At 44.3% G+C, this 25,596-nt stretch carries 23 protein-coding genes; 13 read left to right on the top strand and 10 right to left on the bottom strand.

Translation table 11 applies throughout. From position 1 onward, the window contains the following. Positions 1-26 precede the first annotated feature (26 nt). On the top strand, positions 27-1,310 hold the full coding sequence (clpX, locus tag RT143_RS04450) for an ATP-dependent protease ATP-binding subunit ClpX (protein WP_313091474.1): 1,284 nt from the start codon (positions 27-29) through the stop codon (positions 1,308-1,310). 64 nt (positions 1,311-1,374) lie between these two features. Here clpX and RT143_RS04445 read toward each other — a convergent pair whose 3' ends face one another. The 9 genes from RT143_RS04445 to RT143_RS04405 all read right to left on the bottom strand — a co-directional run bounded on the left by RT143_RS04445 (position 1,375) and on the right by RT143_RS04405 (position 8,005). Beyond that, positions 1,375-1,899, bottom strand: a complete 525-nt coding sequence (locus tag RT143_RS04445) for a hypothetical protein (protein WP_313091473.1) — start codon at positions 1,897-1,899, stop codon at positions 1,375-1,377. Between the two features lie 17 nt (positions 1,900-1,916). Continuing rightward, positions 1,917-2,504 carry an HD domain-containing protein gene (locus tag RT143_RS04440; protein ID WP_313091471.1) on the bottom strand — a complete coding sequence of 196 codons (588 nt, stop codon included), beginning with the start codon at positions 2,502-2,504 and terminating at the stop codon, positions 1,917-1,919. 36 nt (positions 2,505-2,540) lie between these two features. Next, the gene (locus RT143_RS04435; RefSeq protein WP_313091470.1) at positions 2,541-3,116 is read right to left on the bottom strand and encodes a hydrolase; all 576 of its coding nucleotides are present in this window, start codon (positions 3,114-3,116) and stop codon (positions 2,541-2,543) included. Between the two features lie 88 nt (positions 3,117-3,204). Then, entirely contained in the window at positions 3,205-3,747 is a 543-nt protein-coding gene (locus tag RT143_RS04430; protein ID WP_313091468.1) for a hypothetical protein, read from the bottom strand. 131 nt (positions 3,748-3,878) lie between these two features. Next, positions 3,879-4,136, bottom strand: a complete 258-nt coding sequence (locus RT143_RS04425; RefSeq protein WP_007117256.1) for a YfhL family 4Fe-4S dicluster ferredoxin — start codon at positions 4,134-4,136, stop codon at positions 3,879-3,881. A 373-nt stretch (positions 4,137-4,509) separates the two neighbouring features. After that, the gene (trhP, locus tag RT143_RS04420) at positions 4,510-5,955 is read right to left on the bottom strand and encodes a prephenate-dependent tRNA uridine(34) hydroxylase TrhP (RefSeq protein WP_313091467.1); all 1,446 of its coding nucleotides are present in this window, start codon (positions 5,953-5,955) and stop codon (positions 4,510-4,512) included. Positions 5,956-6,065: 110 nt separating this feature from the next. Then, entirely contained in the window at positions 6,066-6,536 is a 471-nt protein-coding gene (locus tag RT143_RS04415; protein ID WP_313091465.1) for a flavodoxin family protein, read from the bottom strand. Between the two features lie 107 nt (positions 6,537-6,643). Next, positions 6,644-7,516, bottom strand: a complete 873-nt coding sequence (locus RT143_RS04410; RefSeq protein ID WP_128680336.1) for an SPFH domain-containing protein — start codon at positions 7,514-7,516, stop codon at positions 6,644-6,646. 30 nt (positions 7,517-7,546) lie between these two features. Next, positions 7,547-8,005 carry an NfeD family protein gene (locus tag RT143_RS04405; protein WP_313091463.1) on the bottom strand — a complete coding sequence of 153 codons (459 nt, stop codon included), beginning with the start codon at positions 8,003-8,005 and terminating at the stop codon, positions 7,547-7,549. A gap of 222 nt (positions 8,006-8,227) precedes the next feature. Here RT143_RS04405 and RT143_RS04400 point away from each other — a divergent pair, with 222 nt between their 5' ends. The 4 genes from RT143_RS04400 (at position 8,228) to RT143_RS04385 (ending at position 10,230) form a co-directional block, all read left to right on the top strand. Then, positions 8,228-8,692 (top strand): MarR family winged helix-turn-helix transcriptional regulator, encoded by a 465-nt coding sequence (locus tag RT143_RS04400; protein WP_313091462.1) that lies wholly within the window; start codon positions 8,228-8,230, stop codon positions 8,690-8,692. Positions 8,693-8,975: 283 nt separating this feature from the next. Then, complete coding sequence (locus RT143_RS04395) at positions 8,976-9,392, top strand: Ohr family peroxiredoxin (protein ID WP_313091460.1); 417 nt, start codon at positions 8,976-8,978, stop codon at positions 9,390-9,392. Positions 9,393-9,406: 14 nt separating this feature from the next. Beyond that, positions 9,407-9,550 (top strand): hypothetical protein, encoded by a 144-nt coding sequence (locus RT143_RS04390; RefSeq protein WP_313091459.1) that lies wholly within the window; start codon positions 9,407-9,409, stop codon positions 9,548-9,550. Between the two features lie 44 nt (positions 9,551-9,594). Continuing rightward, positions 9,595-10,230 (top strand): NAD(P)H-dependent oxidoreductase, encoded by a 636-nt coding sequence (locus tag RT143_RS04385; RefSeq protein WP_007117265.1) that lies wholly within the window; start codon positions 9,595-9,597, stop codon positions 10,228-10,230. Between the two features lie 141 nt (positions 10,231-10,371). Here RT143_RS04385 and RT143_RS04380 read toward each other — a convergent pair whose 3' ends face one another. Beyond that, entirely contained in the window at positions 10,372-11,493 is a 1,122-nt protein-coding gene (locus RT143_RS04380) for a TonB family protein (protein ID WP_313091458.1), read from the bottom strand. A gap of 171 nt (positions 11,494-11,664) precedes the next feature. On the opposite strand from RT143_RS04380, the gene RT143_RS04375 reads away from it, so the two are divergent. The 8 genes from RT143_RS04375 (at position 11,665) to RT143_RS04340 (ending at position 25,322) form a co-directional block, all read left to right on the top strand. Beyond that, a complete protein-coding gene (locus tag RT143_RS04375; protein WP_313091457.1) occupies positions 11,665-12,438 on the top strand; it encodes an ABC transporter ATP-binding protein in 774 nt (257 codons plus the stop codon). Further along, positions 12,438-13,382, top strand: a complete 945-nt coding sequence (locus tag RT143_RS04370) for an ABC transporter substrate-binding protein (protein WP_313091530.1) — start codon at positions 12,438-12,440, stop codon at positions 13,380-13,382. The genes RT143_RS04375 and RT143_RS04370 overlap by 1 nt, the downstream gene beginning before the upstream one ends. Beyond that, positions 13,375-15,450: a Fe(3+)-hydroxamate ABC transporter permease FhuB gene (gene fhuB, locus RT143_RS04365; protein ID WP_313091456.1), complete on the top strand. Its 2,076-nt coding sequence runs from the start codon at positions 13,375-13,377 to the stop codon at positions 15,448-15,450. The genes RT143_RS04370 and fhuB overlap by 8 nt, the downstream gene beginning before the upstream one ends. Before the next feature lie 104 nt (positions 15,451-15,554). Next, positions 15,555-17,801, top strand: coding sequence for a TonB-dependent receptor (locus tag RT143_RS04360; RefSeq protein WP_313091454.1), 2,247 nt, complete (start codon positions 15,555-15,557; stop codon positions 17,799-17,801). A 95-nt stretch (positions 17,802-17,896) separates the two neighbouring features. Further along, entirely contained in the window at positions 17,897-19,591 is a 1,695-nt protein-coding gene (locus RT143_RS04355) for a multidrug ABC transporter permease/ATP-binding protein (protein ID WP_313091452.1), read from the top strand. 138 nt (positions 19,592-19,729) lie between these two features. After that, the gene (locus RT143_RS04350) at positions 19,730-21,862 is read left to right on the top strand and encodes a TonB-dependent siderophore receptor (protein WP_313091450.1); all 2,133 of its coding nucleotides are present in this window, start codon (positions 19,730-19,732) and stop codon (positions 21,860-21,862) included. A 77-nt stretch (positions 21,863-21,939) separates the two neighbouring features. Beyond that, the gene (locus RT143_RS04345) at positions 21,940-23,034 is read left to right on the top strand and encodes an SIP domain-containing protein (protein WP_313091448.1); all 1,095 of its coding nucleotides are present in this window, start codon (positions 21,940-21,942) and stop codon (positions 23,032-23,034) included. A gap of 206 nt (positions 23,035-23,240) precedes the next feature. Then, a complete protein-coding gene (locus tag RT143_RS04340; protein WP_313091447.1) occupies positions 23,241-25,322 on the top strand; it encodes a bifunctional 2',3'-cyclic-nucleotide 2'-phosphodiesterase/3'-nucleotidase in 2,082 nt (693 codons plus the stop codon). Positions 25,323-25,596 lie beyond the last annotated feature (274 nt).

Here is a 25,596-nt window from a genome sequence, read left to right as displayed (position 1 = left end):
AAGCATAATTTTAGGAGCGTTTTTTTATGTCAAAAAATGACATTGAGCCACACTGCTCGTTTTGTGGTAAAGCCAAACACGAAGTCAAAAAGCTAATTGCAGGTCAAGACGCCAATATCTGTAATGAGTGTATTGAACTGTGCGATGATTTAATCGCCGAATCAAAGTCATCGGGCAGCGACGGTAGTGATACCAATGAGCGTGAAAACTGGGCAGCGCGCAAATTGCCAACGCCCAAAGAAATCCGCAGCCACTTAGATGAGTATGTCATTGGTCAAGATAAAGCCAAAAAAACTTTGGCAGTAGCGGTTTATAACCACTATAAACGCTTAAAGGTGAGTGAAAAGCTGAGTGAAGATAAAGCGTTGACCACACTTGGCGCTGAAGATGCCATGGTTGAGCTATCAAAAAGTAATATTTTGCTGATTGGTCCAACGGGTTCTGGTAAAACCTTATTGGCGCAGACCCTGGCTCGCCTACTTGATGTCCCATTTGCGCTAGCTGATGCCACTACCTTGACCGAAGCGGGTTATGTCGGTGAAGACGTGGAAAACATCGTACAAAAACTGTTACAAGCGGCAGAGTTTGATGTCCAGAGAGCGCAAAAAGGCATTATCTATATCGATGAAATTGATAAAATCAGCCGTAAAAGCGAAAACCCTTCGATTACCCGTGATGTGTCGGGTGAAGGCGTACAGCAAGCGCTGTTGAAACTGATTGAAGGTACGGTTGCCAATATTCCACCGCAAGGCGGTCGTAAGCACCCGAACCAAGAGATGATTCAGGTCGATACCAGTAATATCTTGGTGATTTGTGGCGGTGCGTTTGCCGGTCTTGACAATGTCATTCAACAGCGTACCGAAAAAACCGGTATTGGCTTTAATGCTGAGGTAAAAGCCAAAGACAGCGGCAAAAAAACCGGTGAATTGTTCAAGCAAGTCGAGCCAGAAGATTTGATTAAATTTGGTCTGATTCCAGAGTTAATTGGTCGTCTGCCTGTGGTGGCGACATTAGAAGAACTGGATGAAGAAGCATTGGTAAAAATCTTAACTGAGCCAAAAAATGCGCTGGTCAAACAATACGAATACTTGTTTGAGATGGAAAATGCGACGTTATCGTTTACCGATGATGCGCTAGTTGCGATTGCCAAACAAGCGCTAAAGCGTCGTACTGGTGCTCGCGGTCTACGCTCCATTGTTGAAAATGCGCTGCTCGATACCATGTATGAATTACCGTCGATGACACCCGGCAAAACCGTGACAGTCAATGAGGCAGTGATTAATGATAACCAATCGCCAGAGATTGTTTAACTGTTAGTGATTTTAAAAATAGCGAGTTAAAAAACGTGCCTATGTCGCACGTTTTTTATTTGGCTTAATCGGTACGAAAATCATTGTGGTTGTAAGGCGTGCAAATCTCGAAGGAGTTATTCTCTAATTGTAAACACGCCAACCTGTCTGTCATTTGATTAGGCAATAATTGAGTATGATTGCCCCAAAATTCTTCCAAATTCATCACACGGTAATCTTTTAGCCAGCGGTTTTGACGAATTGCAGGTTGATTATTAATGGTCGCAATACTAATTTGCTCATCACCCCTGTCTAGCTCTGAAGTAAAAGGCATCAAAATTTTATCGGTTTTGGATAGGTATTTACGCTCGGTATCTTTGGCAAATGTTTTGATAGTTTTGCCATTGGCTAGCTTAAAATTTCGCTTCGTCCACCAAACTTTGCCCGTGGCAGCGGTGGCTGTCATATGGCAAGCGAGTTTTTGCTGTAATTTATCGTGGCTAAAAAGATAGCATTGGGTTGATTTTGGGTCTAGCTTGTAAACTTCTGCATGGGTAATACCCATAAGACCTAAAGCCAATCCTAGAGCAATCGCTAATTTTTTAATCATATGACCCCCTGCAGCATTTAATCTGCAATCAACCAACCCTGTTGTACCGCAAAGGCAATTTGCTCGGTTATCCAGTCGTGAATCTCGGGAAAATCCTGTCTGATAAATGCTTGGGCGGCTTTGACTTGGGAGCGTTTGACTTGATGGTCTGTCCACGCACCGCCATCTGTCACCATATTAAGCATAAAGGGCAATAGCCTATCTACCACTTTAAGTAGTTTGCTTTCAGCACTATGGCCTGTTTCTTGCTCATCCCACAGCGTTAACAACTCTGAAACGGGGTTGCCCATCATCGCTGCCAGTTTTTCTACACCAATGCGCTCATCAACATGCGCCTGCGAGCGTTTATCAGCATATAAGAACGTGTCACCCGCCTCAATTTCGCCCAAGTCATGAACCAGTGCCAGTTTGAGCAGTTTTTCATGATTGACATCCAGTTTGAAATGCTGCGCGACTGCCCAACACGCCATCGCCAAATGCCATGAATGCTCGGCTGAATTTTCAAGACGTCGTGGCGTGTCTTTAGATAGTTGGGTGGTATAGTTGCGGCGGTTGACTGATTTTAAGGCATCCAATGCCAACAGATAATCAATAAGTGGTTGCATCAAATACCTCTTAATCCTGCATGGTCTGAGTCGTGCTCACTTGAATAGCGCTGAAATCGTTTTAAACGCTGGGTCTTCTGAGCTACGACACAGCTCAAATAAAATCGCTTCGGTGGTGGTGACGACCGCACCGGCGCGGCGCATACGACGAATCGCAATTTTACGGTCATACAGGTCTCGCGAGCCCACGGCATCGGTGATAATGATGGGCTGCATACCGTTATCGAGTAAATCTAACGCCGTCTGCATGACACAGACATGAGCTTCTGTACCAAATAAAATCACATTGTTGCGATTTTGCTGGGCGATATGATGCCAAGAGGTTGGCGTATCACAGGCGCTAAAGGTGGTTTTTTCAAACACTGGGGTATTTTTTTCAGATAGTAACTGCGTCAACTCTGGCAAGGTAGACCCCAATCCTTTGGGATATTGCTCATTAACCATAATAGGCACATTGAGCGCTTGTAGACCTTGAATCAAAATCGCTGTTTTTTTGAGTAATTTTCGATGTTCGGCAATATGGGGCGCAAGTTTTTCTTGTATATCAATCAGCATGGCTTGGCAGTCATTGCGCTCGATACGATATGGTTTTGGGATAAATTTTGTTGTCATCTTCAGCTCCTTTGATGATGGTTCAACTTGGGGGTTACGATCATTCGTATGTCACGAATGCGATACTATACTCTATTAAAAAACGCCATTAAAAATTCATTACGTCGTCCGCGGTGTCGACCACAGTTAACTGATAGTCCAAATGCCCTAAATAGCCATAATGTCCTTTTTCACTGAGTTCCGCAACAATGGTGACGTCATCACAATGTACCCGATCCATAAGCTTGGTTTGATGACTGGCTTGATTGTCAGTAGGCGTTTTGTTGGACTGATACAGTGATTGGATACGCAGTAATGGGTCATTGAGTGCATAGGTAGCACCATCGGTGACAAAGGTTAAATACTCACCGACCTTGTGCACCTTACCTTTAAAATGCTGATTGGTGACAACCCCGCTAAATGCAGGGGTATATAAACGGCGCGCTTTATATTGCTGCTTGGCATATTGCCATGCGCCATAACTGCCTAGAACAGCAGTTACGCCCGTTGCTGCTGTGGCTGTCACACCGACGCCAATGAGTTTAGCGACAACGTGACGCTTTTTAGCTTTGTTTTTTTGTTTGCGAGGCTGTAGTGAGCGCTTCGATTGTTGTGCTTGAGGCTCAGTCGCCTTGTTATTTTTTTTAAACATGAATGTCACTTTATTTAAATGTCACTTTGAATGTTGTTTTTTGATAAAAAATGCCAGTAATTACTTCAAAAAAAATTGATTAACTTATAGTAAAATGTTTTGGCAACATTTACCGCAACTTTTTGTTAGTATTATTTTTGCCAAATTTGCTTATATTTTGCAAGCAGCTGTTCGGGCGATTCAGGGCGCTCATCGTCTTTGATGATGCAATCAATCGGACAGACTTTATCGCAGGTTGGCTCATCATAGAACCCGATGCATTCGGTGCACAAGTCAGGATTGATGACGTAGGTTTTTTGTACTTTATTGTCATAGCTAATGGCTTCATTTGGGCATTCAGGCTCACAAATGTCGCAATTGATACAGTCGGAAGTGATTTTTAGTGCCATGTCTTGTAGTCTGTTTTTACCTTTAGCAATTAACACCTTTAGCGATTAACACCGCACTTAGGCGCCATACCTCATATACCATATACTATCATCTTGCATCCACAACTCCTGCATAACATTTGCCGTCGGTTCATGCTTATAATACAAAGTGATCATACATTCGGTGAGTGAGAAAAAGTGATAGCGAACACGGTCAGGCAATAGCGGTTGAGACTGCCAGTCTCGAGATTGCCATAAGCCGTGTAAAATCTCATGCCAGCTGTCGCGAGTATGGATTGCTTTTCCGTTAACAAACCGAAAATTGTCCGCTAAATTCCCGCCAAAGTCGTCTCAATGGCTTTAAAATCCCGCCTGATACTGCGACAACGCTACCTTAGGTAAAAATTGGCTCACTGACGCTTTTCATGATTAATGCAAATTGCAATACGTCATCTTGCATCTCTTTAAACGGATTGGCGATTTGACACACCCAGCCAGAGCCTAAAGCGCCATCAATCGGCTCACCTTGTTTATTCCACATTTCTTTAAGTGGGTAGCTCAAATTACCCTGCGGCGTCATGATTTCGATGGTATCACCCACCATCAATTTGTTCTTAATTACCAAGGTTAAGCGCGTTGGAGTAATGTCGCTAATCTCGGCAACAAACTGCTGATGATCGGTTTTTGATGACCCATATTCATAGTTTTGGTAATCACTATGCACGTGGCGACGTAAAAAGCCTTCGGTATAGCCGCGATTGGCGAGCCCATCGAGTGCAGTGATTAAGCCTGTATCAAATGGCTTACCAGCGGCGGCATCATCAATCGCTTGGCGATACACTTGCGCGGTGCGCGCCACATAATAATGCGACTTGGTACGGCCTTCGATTTTGAGTGAGTGTACGCCCATCTGGGTCAGCTCAGGGACTAGCTCGACGGCACGTAAGTCTTTAGAATTCATAATATAAGTGCCATGCTCATCTTCAAACATCGCCATCAATTCGCCTGGGCGACCTTGTTCTTCAATCAGTACCACTTCATCCGATGGCTGCTGTACATAGTCATCGCCCATCACCACATCACCATTTAGATTGATAGTTTGAATGGCATCTTCTTGCGTGGCTTGAGTAGGCACAAAAACTTTTGGGCTATTGATAGGTTGGCTGATAGGCTGCGCGGTAGGCTGTGTTGGCACGATATCGCCCGTTTCGTTTTCTTCTGCTTTATAGGTGTTGTATGACCAGCGACAGGCATTGGTACAAGTGCCTTGGTTGGCATCGCGTTTATTGATATAGCCAGAGAGCAAGCAACGACCCGAATAGGCCATACAAAGTGCCCCATGCACAAACACCTCAATTTCCATATCGGGTACTTCAGCGATGATTTGCTCGATTTCTTTGAGTGACAACTCGCGACTCAAAATCACGCGGCTGACGCCCATTTGTTTCCAAAACTTGACCGTTGCCCAGTTTACCGCGTTCGCCTGCACCGATAGGTGAATCACTTGCTCTGGAAAGGCTTCACGCACCATCATAATCATCCCAGCATCTGACATAATCAGCGCATCGGGTTTCATTTCAATCACCGGGCGGATGTCTTCGATAAAAGTTTTAAGCTTGGCATTATGCGCTTGGATATTGACCACGACATAAAACTGCTTGCCCAGTGAATGGGCGTAGGCAATCCCTTTGGCAAGATTTTCCTCATCAAAATCATTATTGCGCACCCGCAAGCTATAACGTGCTTGTCCCGCATAGACGGCATCTGCGCCATAGGCAAACGCATATTGCATATTACGAAAAGTGCCAGCAGGGCATAAAAGTTCAGGCTTACGGGTCATAACTATCCTTACAGCGTGTCATACAATGTGAAATTGTTGATATTATAACAAATTTGCTAATCACGCGGAAAAAAACTTGAGTAATTTACTCGGAAATCATGATAAAGCGGTTATAAAATATTCAATGATAAACCCGCACAGACTGCCATGATAAGCTCAGCGACTTGCTCATCAAATGCGCCTGACCATTCACCTTTTAATACTAAAGGCGGTTGTATCCAGCGCCAACGCAACCCTGTGAAGATACTCTCTACCGCGCGTTTGCTACCTGTACCGTCAAGCCCAGCACGGATATAACACGCCACAGGCAGTCCTTGTTTTTGCTCAAGGACGGGGTAATAAATTCGCTCAAAAAAATCCTTGGTCAGCCCCGCCATATAACCGAAATTTTCGGTCGTGCCAATGATAATGGCATCCGCTTTTAACACATCTTCCACTTGGGTTTGTAACGGTGTTTTAACAATCACAGTGACGTTATCAATATCCGCTAGCTGTGTGGCGGATTTTGCAACTTCTGCTAATCGCTTGGTATTATCTGATGGGGTATGTAGTACCAATAGTAAATTTTTCATTTCACGCATATTGTATATCCTAAAATGTCATGATTACCCAATTTTGGCGAATAAAAAACCGCAAGGTGATGCGGTTTCAGTCAGCGCTTTAATGAGCAGGTGAGTCACACCAAATGTTAAGGACGGTGGATTTTATCGCCCACGTCCCCCATCATACCGCGCACGGTATTTAAGATATCAGCAGGCAGCACCACGGTTTTGGCATTCGGTGATTTTGACATATCAGTCATGGCTTTGATGTACTGCTCACCTAGTAGATATAGCAGCGGAATCTCGCGCTCGCCCACCGCTTCACTAATCAAGCGAATTGATTGCTCACTGCCTCGCGCCAGCACCACTTGCGCTTCAGCATCACGCCGTGACGCCTCAAGACGTCCATCGGCTTCTGCAATCGCCGCTTGGCGTTGCCCATCCGCTTTGGTCACTGTAGCACGGCGTTGACGCTCCGCAGCCGCCTGTTCTTCCATCGCCATTTGCATGGTAGGAGATGGGCTAATGTCTTGTATTTCTACGGTTTTTAGGGTAATTCCCCAATCGGCAATATCATCAGAAATTGACATTTTTAGCGCGGCTTTGATTTGGTCACGCGATGATAGCGCACTGTCAAAATCCATATCACCAATGATAGAACGCAGTGAGGTTTGTACCAAATTACGAATGCCCTGCTCGTAATTCTCAATACCATATACAGCGCGTTCTGGATGCACGATATTGATATACGCCACCGCATTGGCGATAATCACGACGTTATCACGGGTGATTACCTCTTGCGATGGAATATCTAGCACTATGTCTTTGGTGGTTACTTTATATGCCACGTTATCGACATAAGGAATGATAAAATTCAACCCAGGCTCTAAGGTCTGATGGTACTTACCCAAACGCTGTACAATCCATTTAAACCCTTGTGGTACGATTTTTACCCCTTTATAAAGGGTAAATAGCACAAAGGCGACCAAAAAAATACCAATACCGCTCAACGCTTCCATGACAATTCCTTTATAGATGCTTATTAATACTTATTGATGCTTGGTGGATTCTACAAGCAACTCATTTCCAATGACATCCACGACAATGGCTCTATCGCCAACTGCCAGCGGTGCGCTTTGGTAGCTACGACACACCCACTCATCCGCCCCAAAAATTGGCACACTAAAACGAATCTTGCCCAGTTTATCTGCTTGCGGACTTTGAACAATCATGCCTGTTTCCCCGATGATAACCCCCGAACCCAATCCTGCTGTGGTACGATTTCGCATATAAGGCTTGATAAATTTAAAGCCAATGATAGTAAAAATCACCGACAGTATCAGCCATACCATCAGCCAAAAAAACCAGCTAAACGGTAATAACCATGACAAAGCGGCCACCACAATCGCCGCCACACCAATCGATAAACTCACAAAACTGGTTAAGAATAGTTCAAGAATAATCAGCACTAACCCCAAAATTAGCCAGTGCCAAGGCTCAATTAGCATATCCCCACCTTGATTTTTAGTATACCAAACCCATTATGCAAGATTATGAATTTAAAAACAAATGCCGTTATTTACCCGCTATCTTTGTCACATTATGCACCATCATCGGCTATCAACTGCTTGACCACACAGACCGTTAATTGTGGTTAATGATTGCACAAAGATGCGTTTTTTCCTATAGTGGTCAATGACCCTTTCATCTCTAGAGTCCCAAAAAATACGATGAGCCTTGATGCCCTCAAACTGAGTAACCAATTATGTTTTCCCATTTATTCACTGTCAAAAAGTATCACTAACCACTATCGTCCCCTGCTAAAAGCCTTGGATTTGACCTACCCACAGTACCTTGTCATGCTGGTGCTATGGGAAAAAAGTCCACAAACTGTCGGCACATTGGGTGATTTTTTAGACCTTGATACCGGCACCCTGACCCCTTTATTAAAGCGTCTTGAAAGCAAAGGCTTTGTGCATCGCGAGCGTGCCACCCAAGACGAACGGGTGGTACAGATATCGCTCACTGCCAAAGGGGATGCCCTAAAAATCCAAGCTACGTCCATTCCTAGTGCTATGTTAGCTGCCATGCAGTTAGATGACGAAGCAATAGATCTGCTACAACGAGTGGCGCAAAAACTCTGCCCGACTCATACAGAGGTGTGTACCCACAATCTATTACCCAAAAACCAATAAACAAATTTTTAGCGTTAAGCGCTATCTGCATACGTCTTATCTATTATCATGCGTCTTGTTAGGGTATCGTTAGATTTAGCATTTTTAGTTATTTGTTATTAGTTTGTATGCAGCGTGTGAGAATTTGATTACCGTGTCTAGTCACTGAAGATTATATTGTGTAAAATATAATTTTTTAAAACTTAAATATTAAAACCTAAATACTGTGGCGAATGTTGTAATACCTATCGCTGATTTTTTTCATTCATTCACGCAAGTTAAGTATTCAAAAAAAGGTACTCTTATGAAAATTTTTTATAAAACCCCAACTGCGATCTCAACCGGTGGCCGCTCAGGCCATGTTGCACTAGAAGATGGTTCACTGGGCTTTGATTTACAAACCCCTGAGCAAAATAGCACAGGCGTCAACCCAGAAAAATTATTTGCCATGGGCTATGCCGCGTGTTTTGACAATGCATTGACTCATGTGGCACAGCGCATGAACCTAGAAGGCGTCAGCTCAAAAACCTCAGCAGTGGTTGGGCTTGGTATGAATACCCAAGGCGGTTATGCGCTTGACATCGATTTGTATATTGAACTTAGCGGCGTCAGCGAAGAACAAGCGAAAGCCTTGGTTGAAACGACGGATAAGGTCTGCCCGTATTCCAATGCTGTGCGTGGCAATGTTGACGTACGTCTGCATACCAAGGTCGTGGCATAATCAATTTAACATAATTGCCATTGCAAGCGGCTTGCTCAGCTGTCAAAGACCCATTTGGGCACATTCACCGTTTTGTTGAGCAAGTTGAAAACCACCCAAGCTATGTAAAAGCCAATGATAAAATTGGCAAAATTGAGCTTGAAAAACTTGGGCAATAATCTTTATCACTATTACTTTATCACTACTATATTAGGAATATTTCATGTCACTGATTGAGAATTTACAATGGCGCCATGCCGTCAAAGCCTTTGACCCAAACCAAAGCGTGAGTCAAGAAAATATCGACAAAATCATCGAAGCCGCCCGACTGGCGCCCACCTCATCGGGATTGCAGCCATTTAAAGTTATCGTGGTCAAAAACCAAGCCATCAAGGCGCAGCTAGTGGCCGGTGCACTCAATCCTGACTGCATGAAAGAATGTTCTCACGTGCTTGTTTTTGCAGGTTGGCAGGATTATAGCGCCGAAAAAATTGATACCGTGTATGACATGACCACAGATGAGCGTGGCTTACCTAGAGGGCGTTTTGATAGCTATACTTCCATGCTCAAAGCAAGTGTGGCCAAAAAAAGCGCAGACGAAAACTTTGAACATATCGCTCGCCAAGCTTACATTGGCTTGGGACTTGCTTTGGCACAAGCAGCAGAGCTTAAAGTAGACAGTTGCCCTGCCGAAGGCTTTGATCCTAAGCTGATTGATGAGGTATTAGGTTTAGAGAAATTGGGGCTAAAAAGTATCGTAATCATGTACGTGGGTGTTTCAGATCCAGCACGTGATTGGATTGCGCCTATGGCAAAAGTACGCGTAGCCACTGAAGATTTTGTTATTGAATACAATTAATTCATTAGCTATCAAAAACCTCTAAGAAAAACCCTCTAAATAGCTTATTTAGAGGGTTTTTTATATCTACACCGAGCAAGTGATGTTGGTTAAAGCAATTTGTACGGGATAAGTTTCATGAAGAACGGATTTTTTTAACAATCATAGTGATTGACAGCGAACCGGTAGATTGACAATACCCACCACCGGTACGCCATTTTTGGTAAAGGGGTTAAATTTGCCGCTCTTAGCTTGCATAGACAGTTGTCTATCGACTCTGGCATTGCCAGTCGATTTGGCTAAAGTGACGCTGGTTGGATTGCCTTGTTTGTCCACCGTATAGCGAATAATCGCTGTTAATGCGCCATTTTCCAGGTCTTCACTATGACAGCTAAAACTAGGTTGCCGTCGCCAACTTGCTTGCCCTGCCGAAAAGCTCACAGGTGAATTATTTTGCGCTTGCTGGGCTTCTTTATCCTTGTCGGCTTGTTGTTGTTTTGCCTTTTCGGCTTTCGCCCTAGCTTCATCTGCTTGTCTGGCTTTGGCATCAGCTAGCGCTTTTTGACGATCTATTTCTGCTTGTTTGCGCTCACGCTCTTGTTGTTCAATTAATTGGTTGTCCAACGCTTTTTGCCGTGCAAGCGCTTGTTGGCGTTCCAATTCTTGTTGCCGTTCCAATTCTTGTTGTTGTTTTAAGTCTTGCTGTCTGGCGAGTGCTTGCTGGTGTTCAAGTTGTTGTTTTTGCGCGTGTTCGGCTCGCTCATTGGCGAGGGCTAGTTGCCTTGCCATGACAATGTCTTGGTCAACTTGTGGCGGCTTGACGATCGGTTTTTCTGCTGGTTTCGACGGTTCGGATAACGGTTTAATCGGTTGTTCTACAGGTTTTTTAGCAATCGGTTTTTCGACTGTTTTCTCAATAGGCTTGCTGATGGGTTTTTCTATTGGCTTTTCTTCTGGTTTTTCTGCTATTTTTTCTATGGGCTTTTCTGTTGGCTTTTCGACGGGCTTAGGTAGTTGTTTTATCGGTTGTTGCTCGGCTGTTACCGTCATCTCTTCAGGCTTGGTTGGCGCAGGTGGTGGCGCGATAAAGCTAATTTCTAACGGTGGCGTGACTTTGGGCGGTTTGATATCAGGCGTTGCCATATTTGCCAAGCTAATCGCTACGATACCATGTAAGCTCAATACACCAATCAGTGCCAACGTGCCCGACTTTTTATCGACTATGGCGCTAATATCGTTTGAGAAATGGGCTGGACTAAAGTTAGCGTGACGTTGGATAGACATAGTTATAGCGCTGTATGTTTAGGGAAACTTTTGAAATCGCTGTATTATAGTGTGAATGATAATCGTTATCAATATCTTAAATGATATTAATTCTTATTTATAAAAATTAATGATAATTATTATCATCAATGCTATGATTTGCTATTTTAAAACTTTGACCCGGGTCAACTCATGCTAACCACCCAATCGCTTACCGTCATGCGCCAACAAAAAACCCTTTTACACAACATCAATGTCACCATTGAGAAGGGAAAAATCTATGCCTTAATTGGGCATAACGGTTCGGGCAAATCGACATTGATTAAAGCTTTGGCAGGGGAAACCACCCCCACTAGCGGACAGATTTTATTACCGGATTTGCCTGACAAATCAATCTTTGATTTACCGCCAAAAACCCTCGCCCAACAAGTCGCCTATTTACCGCAAAAATTGCCTGATGCCAGTCAATTTACCGTGGCCGAACTGGTGATGTTAGGGCGATACCCTTACCAAAAATGGCTACAAAAGCCTACGCCACAAGACCATACTAGGGTGCGTGAAGCAATGGCGCTGACCCAAGTCACGCTGTTTGCCGAGCAATCAGTGGCAACGCTATCCGGAGGGGAGCGCGCCAGGGCATGGCTTGCCATGTGTATCGCCCAAGATACGCCCTATTTGCTACTTGATGAACCACTTGCCCCGCTCGATATCGTCTATCAAGTTGAAATACTGCGTCTCATTCGTGATTTGGCACGGCAGAAAAACAAGGCGATTGTGATTATTATTCACGATATTAATCTTGCGGCACAGTTTTGTGATGAGTTCATTGCGTTAAAAAACGGCAAGCTTTGTCATGTGGGTGATATCGCCAGTACTATGCAACCGCAAGTGCTTGACCAGATTTTTGGTATCAATTTGCATTTATTAAGTCACCCAGTCACCGGAAATAAAGTGGCGGTGGTGTGATGAGAGCTTTTTGCTTGCTGATTGTTTTGTTTTTTTTGACAGCTTGCCAGCCTCAGGGGGCTTTAAAGCTTGAAGCACCGCCCGCAGAGGCTCACAGCGTCAAAGTCATCACCCCTGATTGGGCGGTGGCTTCGACACTCACCGCCCTAGGCTATCCACCGATTGCCACAGGCGATACCAAAAGCTACCGTGAATGGGTGGGTACACCCTCGCTGCCAAGTGATATTATCGATATTGGGGAACGATTTACCCCAAACTTTGAACGGCTTGCCCAACTCACCTCACCTTCTAACAATATTGTGATTATTGATAATGATTTTTATGCCCACCTAAGACCTGCTTACGGCAACACACCCCATAAGTCGGTGAGTTTTATGTCAAAAAACGCGGTAGCGACTTGGCAGGACTATGCTGAACCGACTCTTCAGCTGGGTGAAATTATTCATCAGCCGCAACGCGCTCAGCAATTTTTAATGCAGTCAAAAAAACAGCTTGGCGCGCTTGGTGCGACATTTCGCCAAAAGCATCCCCACATCAAAAAAATTGCGGTGGTGCAGTTTGCCGATAGCAATAATTTGCGGATTTATACCAACAATAGCCTGTTTCGACCGACCTTTGAGGTGATGGGGTTAAGTTTGATTACCCTTGAAAATCAGATGGGTAAAGGCAATCTTTGGGGATTTAATTCGCTGGCATTGGGTGATTTGGCAAAACTTGATGATGATACCTGTTTGGTAGTGGTTGAGCCGTTTAGCCCTATGCTACGCCAAGAATTAGCCAAAAATTTGCTGTGGCAACGGCTAGGCTATGGCGCAAGGGCTAAAAATAGTCGCTGTATGGCAGTATTACCGCCGATTTGGCTGTATGGCGGCGTGTCTTCTATGGTGGTATTTGGCGAGCGATTAAATCAGGCTCATTGGTTAGGGGGCAAGGCGCATGGGTAATACAACTAGGCTTCAACAGAACCAGCGAGATAACCAGCGAATTACCAAGCCCTTTCATGCTCCTGCCCTTTGGCTTTTTAGTGGCTTATTGTCGCTAGTTTTAATGACCACGGCTTTGGTTGTTAAAACCACTTGGCATGATGCATTGGGGTTATTATTTGCCCGTTCACAGTCGCTAACCTTAGCGCAAATGGTGTCGCAGTTACAAATTTTGCCGACTATGCTAGTGGCGATATTTGCCGGGGGATTACTGGGCGTAGTCAGTGTCTTACTACAGCAATTGGTCAAAAATACCCTTGCTTCAGATAGTACGCTTGCGGTAGGGACAGGGGCACAATTGGCTTTATTAATTGTGACGCTGTTTTTTCCCAGTTTCGGCTTGTATGGTAGCTTTTGGGTGGCATTTGTTGGCGCATTACTGAGTATGGGCTTGGTGTTTGCGATTGCTGCCAACAGCCGTATGAATCCTGTGGTGCTCATTTTGGGTGGTTTGGTGGTCAATATTTTGTTTTCTGCTATTTCCTCACTGTTGATGATTTTTTTCTCAGAAAGGGTTATGGGGGTCATGGCATGGGAAAGCGGTAACTTAACCCAAACCAGTTGGCAAAATAGCCAGTTTTTTGTGCTAATAAGCTTAATCCTGCCCGTTATCTTGTTATTTTTGGTCAAACCTTTAACCATCATGAGCCTTGATGAACGCCAAGCCAAAGCCTTGGGAGTGCCTGTGGCTGCTGTGCGTATGCTGGTAGTAACCCTTGTTGCAGTAGTCACTGCAAGCGTTGTAAGCCGCGTGGGCGTTTTAAGTTTTGTGGGATTGGCTGCGGCAAGTGTCGTTAATGTAGTAGCGATTCGCCCGATTGGGCAACGCTTAATGGCAGGATTTGCCTTTGGGGCGATGCTGTTGTGGCTCACTAATAACATTGTGATGCTGATGTCACCCTGGTTTAAACCATTACTTAATATAACGCTGCCTATGGGGTCGGTAACAGGAATATTAGGTGCCGGGTTGATTATTTGGTTGGTCATTCGACAAAGTAAACAGCCCATGATTGCCGAACAAAGCCCTAGCCTGTTGGTCGGCAAACGCCGATATTTTGGTGGCGGTTTTTGGGTAGTTGCGGTCGGGTTGTTACTGCTTGTGACGGTAGGCGTATTACATATTTCCCCTGATGCGATGGGCAGTTTTGGATGGCATACAGAGGCAAGTTTTATCGAGAGTTTTCGCCTGCCTCGCACCCTATCGGCAATGGCAACAGGTCTGATGCTGGCTACCGCAGGGGTGCTATTACAAAACTTGACGCGCAATCCGATGGCAAGTCCTGAAGTCATGGGCATCAGTTCAGGTGCGGCATTGGGGGTGGTATTGGTGTTCGTGCTCAGTCCAGTGATATTAGGCACACTGGGACTGGCAACTGATTCTTTTTGGGCATTGGGGTTGCCTTTATTGGGCGGACTGTTAGGTGCGGGTTTGGTGTTACTGTTGGTTTTGTGGCTTGCTCGTCGGCTATCCTCAAGCTATTTGTTACTCGTGGGTGTGGCGATTTCTGCATTGATGGGTGGTATTTTAACTTTAATCAAACTGTCAGGCGACCCTCGCTTACAAGCCATGCTCAATTGGCTATCGGGTACAACGTATCATGCTTATCCTGTGACGGCGTGGGCATTAATGGTCATTGGTACAGTGTTATTTTTGCTTAGTTTTTTGCTATTAAAGCCACTTAGGGTGATTAGCTTAGATGAAACGATGGCTCGCAGTTTGGGCGTATCAGTAAAACGTAGCGAAATACTGATTTTTAGTCTTGTAGCGGTGTTAAGCACTGTTTCGACACTGGCGGTTGGACCGCTAAGTTTTATTGGATTGATGACGCCGCATTTAGCCAAGACACTTGGGGCAGTGCAGTTACCCCACCAATTAGCCTTGTCAGCGCTACTGAGCGCAGGACTGATGTTGATTGCTGATTGGGTGGGACGTTATGCGATTTTTCCCTATGAAATACCTGCGGGCACCATCGCTTCCATCGTAGGCGGTTTATATTTTTTATGGTTGATGAAAGGTATGAAAAATTAAAAACATAACTTCTTAGGTTACGCTATCATTACTTATTGTAAATAGAAATAATAATTGTTATCATTCGCAAAATGTTTTATCTATTATCTTTTGAGTGATCAAATATGCGTTTATCCCTATTATCTTTAGCAGTGCGTTCGTCTTTGGCAGCAAGTACGGTTGGCTTATTATCAACCGCGGCGATGGCAGAAGAATCCAATACCACGGATGCTGCCACAGAAACCCTACTCGATGAAATCGTGGTGACTGCAAGTGCGGATGCATCAAAAACTGGTTTGCCGCCAGCCTATCAAGGTGGGCAAGTCGCCACAGGTAGCCGTATCGGCATGTTGGGTAATAAATCGACCATGGAAACGCCTTTTTCGACCACCGCCTATACCAATGACTTTATTTTAAATAAACAAGCGGATTCTGTTGGCGATATCCTAAAAAAAGATTCAACGGTGCGTGTGGCGCGTGGCTTTGGTAACTTTCAAGAAGCTTACCTTATTCGCGGATTTGTCACCAACTCTGACGATACCATGATGAACGGCTTATACGGCATTATGCCCCGTCAATATATCGCAAGCGAGCTATTTGAGCGGGTCGAAGTACAACGTGGCGCGAGTACCTTCCTAAATGGCATGGCGCCTGGGGGTAGTAATAAAGGGGGCACAGTCAATTTGCTGCCAAAGCGTGCCACGCAAACGCCGATTCGTAAAGTCACTATCAGCAGCGAAAATGCCGAAAATGGTAAAATTGCCCTAGACGTGGGACAACGATTTGGCGCAAATCAAGCGTACGGTGTGCGTGCCAATGTCGCCTATCAAGACGGCGGTACAGCAGTCGATGATGAAAAAGCCAAATTGGGTTTGGTCGGTTTGGGCTTAGATTATCGCCAAGATAACATGCGGTTATCGGCAGATTTGGGCTATCAAAATAACGAACTGCAAAAAACACGCACCAATGTCACCTTGTCAGGTTTGACCCGTGTACCCAATGCCGCCGATGCCAAAAGCAACTGGTCGCAACCATGGAGTTATTCAAATGAAAAAGATGTGTTTGGCACATTACGCGCTGAATATGACCTTAGCCCAAATTTGACTGCCTATGGCGCATATGGCTTCCGTCATGGCGAGGAAGAGAACTCGCTTGCAAACTTGACGGTCACCAATTTAAATGGTGATGGCACCACCTACCGCTTTGACAATGCCCGTGAGGATGACATTAACACAGGCGAAATCGGTATCCGTGGCAAACTGACCTCAGGCAAAATCAACCATAACTGGGTAGTGTCTGGCAATATCTATAAAGCACAGACAAAAGCGCCTTATCAATTTGATTGGCAAAACACGCTGACGACCAATTTATATCACCCAACCTCGTACGCCAAACCCAGCTGGTCAGCAGCGGCGTTGGCAGGTGGCGATATCGACCATCCTACTAAGACAGGCGAAACCACGCTCACCAGTGTGGCATTGGCAGACACCCTAGCCTTCATGGATGATAAACTTCAAGTGACCTTGGGGGCAAGACACCAAACCATTGAAGATGAAAGTTTTGACCCCACCACCCAAGCCAGCAATGGCAAATATAAAGAAAGTAAAACCACGCCTGCGTTTGCCCTATTATATCGCCCTAGCGATGAATGGTCAGTCTTTGCTAACTATATGCAAAGCCTCAGCAAAGGCGAAACTGCCCCTCTCACCACCACCATTGATGGCGTAACAACTGAGCTGACCAATGCAGGTCAAGCCATGTCACCGTACGTCACCAAGCAAAGCGAAATCGGCGTGAAATACGACCGCGGCGTTATCGGCGCAGGTCTCACCGCTTTTCAAACCAACAAACCGCGTTATACTACCATTGATACTACCTTTGAAGCGCACGGCAAAAACCAACATAAAGGCATTGAGCTCAATGTATATGGACAACCCACCGCCAATATGCGAGTGCTAGGCGGCGTGACTTTCCTTGATACCCAACAAAAAGACACCGGCAATGATGCCACTGAAGGGAAGCAAGTTATCGGTGCGGCAAAACACCTGTTGAACCTAGGGCTAGAATATGATTTACCACAACTAGACGGCTTAACCTTAACAGGCGATGTCATCCATACCGGCAAACGTTACGCCAATGATGCCAACACTCTAACAGTCGATGGCTACACCACTGTGGATTTGGGTGCAAGATATAAAACCCAACTTGCTGGTAAAGCAGTCACGCTCAAAGGGGTGATTGCTAACGTCACCGATAAAGACTACTGGTCATCGGTGGGCGGTTATGAAAATACCGCAGGTGACAACGGTGCAGGCTATCTTACCTTAGGTGAGCCACGCACATTTAAGCTGTCAGCGACCTTTGATTTTTAATTTGACCCATTGTTAAGGTTTGCCATCGGATGAAGCTTGCTTTGTCCGATTTTTATTTGAGACTGCCTAAAAAATAAAAGCTAAACAGGAAATACATGTTCCCCACTACCATGCCCCTTATGACCCTCATCTGGCAACAGCACCGCTTTGCCTTTATCAAAGTCATCTTGCTCAATCTGCTTAATGCCTTGGTGAATGTCGCTATTATCGCCTTTATTAACCGTTTTTTAATCGCAGCAGTCGGCACTGATAATTCCCTATTAGGCAGTTGGCAGATATTAGCGGTGTTTTTGGTAGCGATTATGGGTTTATTAGCGACAACGTTTATGTCACAGCTTGCCTTGACTAAGTTGGGACATCGCTTTGTGTTTGAATTACGTTCGCAACTGATAAAACGTATCTTAGACACTTCAATCGCCCAAGTTGAAAAAATTGGTAGTGCCAAGCTGTTAGCCAGCTTAACTACCGATGTGCAGTCGATTACCGTGGCGTTTGTACGCTTGCCTGAGCTGGTGCAAGGGGTGATTATCTGCACGGCGACCGCGGTTTATTTGGGGTTTTTATCCGTGCCAATGCTGCTTGTGGTCATGGGGTGTATTACGCTGACCATTTTTATCAGCAGTAAACTCGTTGGCCATGTGTATGCCCATTTAGCCACATTACGAGAAATCAATGATGCACTGTATCAAGATTATCAAGCAGTGATTGATGGACGAAAAGAACTTGCCTTAAATCGTGAACGTGCCAAACGTCTATTTACCAATGATTATCAACGCCACGCAAGCGACTATTTCAGCCATATTGTTAAAGCCGATACTTTTCATTTGTCAGCCGTAAGCTGGTCAAATATTATGATGTTTGCCGTAATTGGGGTGATTTATGCCCTAGCAAATATTTATCACTGGGTAAATACCGCCACCGCCACTACGTTTGCCCTCACCGTATTATTTATCCAGTCGCCTCTACTGATGGCGATTGGGGCATTTCCCACCGTGCAAACGGCTAAAGTTGCCTTGGAAAAAATACAGTCATTACAGCTTGCCGACTATAGCCCAGATTTTGATACCCAAATTTTAACCCCAAATTGGCAAGTCATTACTTTTAAAAATATAAATTATCACTATGACAATAGCGCAAATTTTGGCTTAAAACATATCAACCTTACGTTAAAACGGGGCGAAGTGGTGTTCTTAATTGGCGCCAATGGTAGCGGAAAATCTACACTTGCCAAGCTCATCACAGGGTTATATCAGCCCAAATTTGCGGAAAATGCCGGTATTTTTATCGATAATCAGCCTGTCGCCTCAGAACATTACCCCCATTATCGCCAGTTATTTTCGGCGATTTATAGTGACTTTTATCTGTTTAAAACTGTGATGGGAAGCGCACAAAATGCCCCCAATGCTGAGTTAATCGACAATTGGCTAGATATCTTAGCCATCAAAGAAAAAGTCAGCGTCACCGATAACCAACTGAGCGCCACCGAACTTTCGCAAGGGCAGCGCAAACGCCTTGCCATGCTGCTTGCGGTGGCTGAAGAAAAGTCTATTTTACTGCTTGATGAATGGGCTGCCGACCAAGACCCTGCCTATCGCCGTGTGTTTTATCACCACATTATTCCCATGTTGCAAAAAATGGGCAAAACGCTGTTTATTATTAGTCATGATGACAGCTATTTTGAAAAGGCGGATAGATTGTTGATGATGAAAAATGGCGAACTCAGCGAGCTTACCGGTTTGCAACGCGAAAAAGCCAGTCTAGATGCCATTACAGTGATTGGCGAGCATTAAACAGTCGACATGGACTGCTCTAAAACCTCGTAACAGCTGATTAAATATAATTGCAAATGAGAATAATTATTGTTATTATTTTCATTAATTTTACCATACTGTAAATTTCTGTAATTACTTATTGTGGCGGGGTCACTTATGCGTTTATCTTTTTTATCAGTAGCAATACGTGCTAGTTTAGCGGTGGGTATCAGCCATGTTTTTGCCAGTCAAGTGCTGGCAGACGTTGCAGCCAATAGCGAAGAAGCACCTGAAACCACATTAGATACCTTGGTCATTCGTAGTGATGCTTACCGCACCACCGCTACCAAGACCGCCCTCGACCCCGAAAAAACCCCCATGAGTTATTCTCGTATCGAGCAAGAGACATTGCAGCAACGCCAAGCAGACAGTGTGGCGAGTGCGCTGCGTTATGAGCCAGGTGTCAGTAGCGAAAGTCGTGGGACGGTTGGCATTTTTGATGAATATACCCTGCGTGGTTTTAAGAATTATTCTAACTTTTATGATGGGATGCGTCTGCCGTATGATGGAACTTGGAATTTAATGCCCCAAGTCGATGCTTATGCTACCGAAGCTGTGGAAGTACTCAAGGGACCTGCTTCGTCACTGTACGGCTATAATGAGCCGGGCGGCATGGTCAATCAAATCGCTAAAACCCCAAAAAACACCCCCGAAAACGAAATCAGACTACGCGCAGGTACCAATAATCTTAAAGAAATCGCCATTGACAGCACAGGTCCTATTGACGATACCACCAATTATCGCATGGTGGCATTAGCCCGTGAAAAAGACGGACAAATGCAAACCACGGAAGAAAAACGGGTGCTACTCAATCCATCTATCGAATGGAAACCGAGCAACAATATCTCGGTGCTTGCCAATTTGTATTATCAAGATGACCCTCATCAAGTTCCTTCTACCCCACTACCAAGCGTTGGCACAGTGTATAAAGCCAGTTATGGTAAGTTAGACGCGGATGCCTACGCCGGCGATAAATGGAATGATTTTAGTAAAAAAGTCTTTATGCCAAGCGAGACCATCAACTGGAAAATCAATGATTTGTTAACCTTTAAACATACCTTGCGTTATACCGATGCCGATGCCCAACAAAAAAACACCTACCATCAAGGCTTTAGCGAGGGCTCAGACAGCCAGCTCATACGCACCGCCTACACGACCGATGAAAAAATGACCAACTGGGCAACCGATAACCAATTGGCTTATAGTCTGATTACCGATAATACCTCGCACAATTTGCTATTGGGTGTGGACTATCAAAAAACTGATAGCACGGCTAAGTACGCAGACGCCATGTACAATGGCGTACCTATCATCGATTTAAGCGATCCTGATTATGATTTATTTAGCAAAACTGCCATTAGTTTGACAGGCTATCAACAAACCGATGATATTGAGCAAAGTCAATTCGGCGTTTATCTACAAGATGAAATGCAATGGAACAAGCTTACTGTAGTCGCAGGGTTACGCCATGACGACTATAAAAGCACCACCAAAACCACTGCCACAGGTAGCGATACAAAAACCACCGTCAACGAAGCCAACCAAACATCTGGTCGGTTGTCAGCCCTGTATCAACTTGACAATGGGTTTGCCCCGTATGTCAGCTACGCTCAGTCATTTCAACCCGTGTTAGGTGTCAACTATATTACAGGTGAAGCCTTTAAACCCACCACCGCCAACCAAGTTGAAGTCGGCATAAAATACAACTCGCCAGATAAAGCCACCAAAGCCACGCTATCTGCCTACGATATCACGCGCAAAAATGACAAGGTGACTGCCATCGACTGGACCAAACAAACCCAAACAGGTGAAACCACGTCAAAAGGTTTTGAAATTTCTGCCGATCATCGTTTCAACGATTGGTTCAATGTGGGTGTCGGCTATGGTTATGTCGATGCCGAAATCACCAAGGATGAGTTTAATCCGCAACTGGTTGGCAATACCCCGCAACAAATTGCCAAGCACAATGCCACACTGTGGGCGAGTATGAAACCCAACACCAAAACCGCGGTGCAAGTGGGTGTGCGGCACATCGCTGGGATGCAGATTGATAGAGAAAACTCAGATACTTTGCCAAGCGTGACCTTGGTCGATTTGGCTGGCAGTTATCAAATTAACCCCACGTTTGATGTGGGCTTGACTGTCAGTAACTTGTTTGACAAAACCTACGTGGGTAGTTGTTATGACCGCAATAATTGCTGGATGGGCGCAGAGCGACAAGCCAGTGTTAGTTTAACCGCGAAGTTTTAATCATATTCATAAATTTAAACAAAGGACTTGTTACCCCAAGTCCTTTCCTTATCGCCCTTTAACAAAAATTACATTCTATGCACCCAGAAAATCTGACTTTATTTGATGACCCAGAAATTGCCGACATCATCGATCACATCAACGAAGACCACAGCGATGATATGAAACACATGGCGTTAGGCTTGCTAAACTTAACCAAGGTTCAGCAAAAAACCTTAAAAAATGCGACCTTGCGCCAAATCTATCAACAAGGCTTGCTGTTGGATTTGCAATTTGCGCAAAGCGAGCCGCACTTAGACAATCAGCTTTTGGCATTTAGTGAGCCGACCCAAACCCTTGAAAAATTCAACGACCAATATGTCGCCTTATTGCAGCGCAGTGACCGCAAACAAGGTAAAAAAACCATTGACATCAAGCAGCGTCAATTTTGCCTGCAAAGCGTGGAAGCGGTTAGTCACCATATGTATCGTTTGACAGTGCAAACCGATAGCGATTTATCCGATTTACCGGCAGGTTATGCGTTTTTATTTGATGTCAAACTGCCCGCCACCGACCTAAAAAAACACCCCCGCCCATACCGCTATTATACGCTTCGCAAGGCATGGCAAACCGTCAATGAAAACGGCGAAACGCAAAATCTTGCTTGGATAGATATTTATTGTCATGGAGAAAAAAACGGCGAAATCAGTCTTGGCGAAACTTGGGTAAAATCGTTAAAAACAGGCGATGTTTTTACCAGTGAGCGAGAATTCCCCGAAAAAATCGACCATCTCGATGTTAATCAGCCACAGGGACAAAGTCTATTAGTCGCTGATGAAACCTCACTGCCGACCGTAGCCAGACTGTTAGAGCAGTCGCCAATGAGCGAGCAGACAACACCGCCGATTGTACTGACCTTTTTGCAAAGCCAGCAAGATTTGGCTTATTTAGAAGACGTTTTAGCCCAGTATCCTGCAACGGTGTTGCCAATTGTCGCGGATGATAACCAACTGCCCCATACGCAGATTTTTACGACCCTACAAGATTTTTTACAACAACATCCTCACAAAATTGACCACATCTGGGGTGGTCTTGAAGCGACAACAACGAAAAAACTGCGTTCGCTATTGGATGAGTTATTACAGTTAAGTCGGGATAATAGCGTACTAAAAGTGTATTGGCGAGCAAGCTAACGGCTATCTCGGAATTGGGCAGACAATCAGATGCGTCTTTGGGTGTTTGGTCGTAACAATTGGTTGTTTGCAGGGTCACTTGACGGTAGGCAGCGGGCAGCGAATTTTATTAGCCCCTATTTATTCATCATTTTGTCACGCAACCTTTCTATGATATTTCACAAATTTATCAACGCTCTTATTTGAGCCTAATTTAGTGAGCGATCATGAACTATAAGACCCATCATTATAAAACCCATCATTCTAAGAATATGCAAATCAAGCGCATTTGCCTCACCACATCCATGATTGTAGCAAGCATGTCACTTGTTGCTTGTAATAACAATGATAATGATAGTAATGACCCTAAACCACAGCAAATCGCTACCAATACGAACCTTAACTTTACTATTCTTGAAACGTCAGATTTGCATAATAATGTCATGAGTTATGATTATTACAAATTGACAGAAGACAAAAGTTTGGGGCTTGAGCGAACCGCAACGCTTATCGATAACGCTCGTAGTGAATCTGCCAATAATATCTTGCTAGATAACGGTGATACCATTCAAGGTAGTGCTTTAGGTGACTATCAAGCAACGGTGAACCCTGTCAAATGTGACGAAACACTGGGCATTTATAAGGTTATGAATGACCTAAAATACGATGCAGGTACGATTGGTAACCATGAATTTAACTATGGTTTGAACTATCTTAATCAAATTACAGGCAGTCAGTTTAATGTTGATGGCATAACCGCAAGTGCCAGTGCTTGTAAAGGACCTGACTTTCCCTTGGTTTTATCCAATGTCATTAGCGCTCGCAATAATCAGCCACTGTTTAAGCCTTATAAAATCATTACCAAAACCTTTACGGCAACCACACCAGATGGTAAGACAGTTACCGTACCGCTAAAAATTGGTATCATTGGATTTACCACACCCGGTATTATGCAATGGGACAAAAAATGGCTAGACGGCAAAGTCACCACCGCCGGTGCGAAAGAAATGGCAGAAAAATATGTGCCACAAATGAAAACTGAAGGTGCAGATGTCATTGTCGCCTTGTCACATGGTGGTATTGATACATCCCCATACAGCCCAACAATGGAAAACGCCAGTTGGCATCTATCGCAAGTGGCAGGTATTGATGCGATTTTGATGGGACACACACATCAAGTGTTTCCTGATGCTAGTAGCAAAGACACCCGCTTAGACCAGGCAGGTATTGATAAAGTTAATGGCTTATTAAACAACGTACCTGCTGTCATGCCAAGCTTTTGGGGTAAGGGGTTAGGCGTCATCAAACTGAATCTAACCTTTGATGGCAAGAAATGGGTCGTCAATAAAAACAATACCAAAGTAGAAGTGCGTACTATCCAAAATGCTGATAAAACTTTTGTAGCAGCTAACCCGCGAGTGGCTCAATTAATTCAGGCAGAACATAATGCCACTATTAATTATGTCAAAACGCCAATCGGTACATCCGATTTCTCAATGACTTCTTACTTTGCTGATGTGGGTGATGTGTCAGCGATTCAAGTGGTCAACCAAGCCCAAGCCAATTATATCAGCGATTATATTAACGCCAATTTGCCACAATATAAAAATATCCCTGTCTTATCAGTAAGTGCCCCATTTAAAAGCGGATTTGCAGGGGGTTCAGATTATACGGATGTCGCGCAAGGCAATATCGCCATTAACAATGCGGCTGATTTGTACCTGTATCCAAATACCGTGTTTGCAGTAAAAATACAAGGCAGTGATATCAAAAAATGGCTAGAGAATTCTGCCAAACGCTTTAATCAAATAAACCCAAGCCTTACTACGCCACAAGCGTTAATCAGCACTTTTCCTGGGTACAACTTTGATATGTTTACCTCACCCGATGTGCAATATGAAATTGATGTGACTAAACCTATCGGTAGCCGTATCCAAAACTTAACCTACAAAGGCAAGCCGATTGAAGACAACGCGCCATTTATCATCGCAACCAATAACTATCGTGCATCAGGTCTAAAGGAGTACTACAGCATCAATGGTACCAATGTAGTTGAATCCCCTGATGCCAATCGTGATGTGCTGATTAACTACATCAAAGTGGCTAAGAATTTATCATTAACCAGTAATGGTAGCAGTCGTAGCTGGCGGTTTGTCAAAGTAAAAACAGCGGGTCTTGTAACCTTTAAATCGAGTGCAAACAAAATTGACTTTGCCCAAAAAGCAGGATTAACCAATATTAGCGTCGTAAATAATGATGACGGTTCAAATAAAGGCTTGGCGGATTATGCGATAGATTTATCAAAATAATCGCTAAGAAACTTGTATTTCATTTATTTTTAAAAGTGTGGTAGTTGCCACACTTTTTTTATCTCATCAAGCATCCAACCGTGCAACGACCAAGCTTTGACATGCCATCCTTCTTACGTTTATACCGGATTTTACGACGATTCTGTTTTGTTATTTGTTTTTCATGAGGGTAGTGCCTCAGGTTTTTAAGTCTCCGATAATACCCTGTATAAAACATCTTAAGAACCCACAAAGCAAAAAAACACCCCCTTACTGATGTAAGGGGGGTGTTTTA

This window comes from Moraxella sp. CTOTU48268, assembly GCF_032069585.1.
Taxonomy (GTDB): domain Bacteria; phylum Pseudomonadota; class Gammaproteobacteria; order Pseudomonadales; family Moraxellaceae; genus Faucicola; species Faucicola cinerea.
This window is presented reverse-complemented; position numbering and strand designations above follow the sequence as displayed.

Bases quoted from the DNA above. Each gene is read 5' to 3' on its own strand.
- clpX (WP_313091474.1), top strand. From the start codon at position 27: ATGTCAAAAAATGACATTGAGCCACACTGCTCGTTTTGTGGTAAAGCC.
- RT143_RS04445 (WP_313091473.1), bottom strand. From the start codon at position 1,899: ATGATTAAAAAATTAGCGATTGCTCTAGGATTGGCTTTAGGTCTTATG.
- RT143_RS04440 (WP_313091471.1), bottom strand. From the start codon at position 2,504: ATGCAACCACTTATTGATTATCTGTTGGCATTGGATGCCTTAAAATCA.
- RT143_RS04435 (WP_313091470.1), bottom strand. From the start codon at position 3,116: ATGACAACAAAATTTATCCCAAAACCATATCGTATCGAGCGCAATGAC.
- RT143_RS04430 (WP_313091468.1), bottom strand. From the start codon at position 3,747: ATGTTTAAAAAAAATAACAAGGCGACTGAGCCTCAAGCACAACAATCG.
- RT143_RS04425 (WP_007117256.1), bottom strand. From the start codon at position 4,136: ATGGCACTAAAAATCACTTCCGACTGTATCAATTGCGACATTTGTGAG.
- trhP (WP_313091467.1), bottom strand. From the start codon at position 5,955: ATGACCCGTAAGCCTGAACTTTTATGCCCTGCTGGCACTTTTCGTAAT.
- RT143_RS04415 (WP_313091465.1), bottom strand. From the start codon at position 6,536: ATGCGTGAAATGAAAAATTTACTATTGGTACTACATACCCCATCAGAT.
- RT143_RS04410 (WP_128680336.1), bottom strand. From the start codon at position 7,516: ATGGAAGCGTTGAGCGGTATTGGTATTTTTTTGGTCGCCTTTGTGCTA.
- RT143_RS04405 (WP_313091463.1), bottom strand. From the start codon at position 8,005: ATGCTAATTGAGCCTTGGCACTGGCTAATTTTGGGGTTAGTGCTGATT.
- RT143_RS04400 (WP_313091462.1), top strand. From the start codon at position 8,228: ATGAGCCTTGATGCCCTCAAACTGAGTAACCAATTATGTTTTCCCATT.
- RT143_RS04395 (WP_313091460.1), top strand. From the start codon at position 8,976: ATGAAAATTTTTTATAAAACCCCAACTGCGATCTCAACCGGTGGCCGC.
- RT143_RS04385 (WP_007117265.1), top strand. From the start codon at position 9,595: ATGTCACTGATTGAGAATTTACAATGGCGCCATGCCGTCAAAGCCTTT.
- RT143_RS04380 (WP_313091458.1), bottom strand. From the start codon at position 11,493: ATGTCTATCCAACGTCACGCTAACTTTAGTCCAGCCCATTTCTCAAAC.
- RT143_RS04375 (WP_313091457.1), top strand. From the start codon at position 11,665: ATGCTAACCACCCAATCGCTTACCGTCATGCGCCAACAAAAAACCCTT.
- RT143_RS04370 (WP_313091530.1), top strand. From the start codon at position 12,438: ATGAGAGCTTTTTGCTTGCTGATTGTTTTGTTTTTTTTGACAGCTTGC.
- fhuB (WP_313091456.1), top strand. From the start codon at position 13,375: ATGGGTAATACAACTAGGCTTCAACAGAACCAGCGAGATAACCAGCGA.
- RT143_RS04360 (WP_313091454.1), top strand. From the start codon at position 15,555: ATGCGTTTATCCCTATTATCTTTAGCAGTGCGTTCGTCTTTGGCAGCA.
- RT143_RS04355 (WP_313091452.1), top strand. From the start codon at position 17,897: ATGTTCCCCACTACCATGCCCCTTATGACCCTCATCTGGCAACAGCAC.
- RT143_RS04350 (WP_313091450.1), top strand. From the start codon at position 19,730: ATGCGTTTATCTTTTTTATCAGTAGCAATACGTGCTAGTTTAGCGGTG.
- RT143_RS04345 (WP_313091448.1), top strand. From the start codon at position 21,940: ATGCACCCAGAAAATCTGACTTTATTTGATGACCCAGAAATTGCCGAC.
- RT143_RS04340 (WP_313091447.1), top strand. From the start codon at position 23,241: ATGAACTATAAGACCCATCATTATAAAACCCATCATTCTAAGAATATG.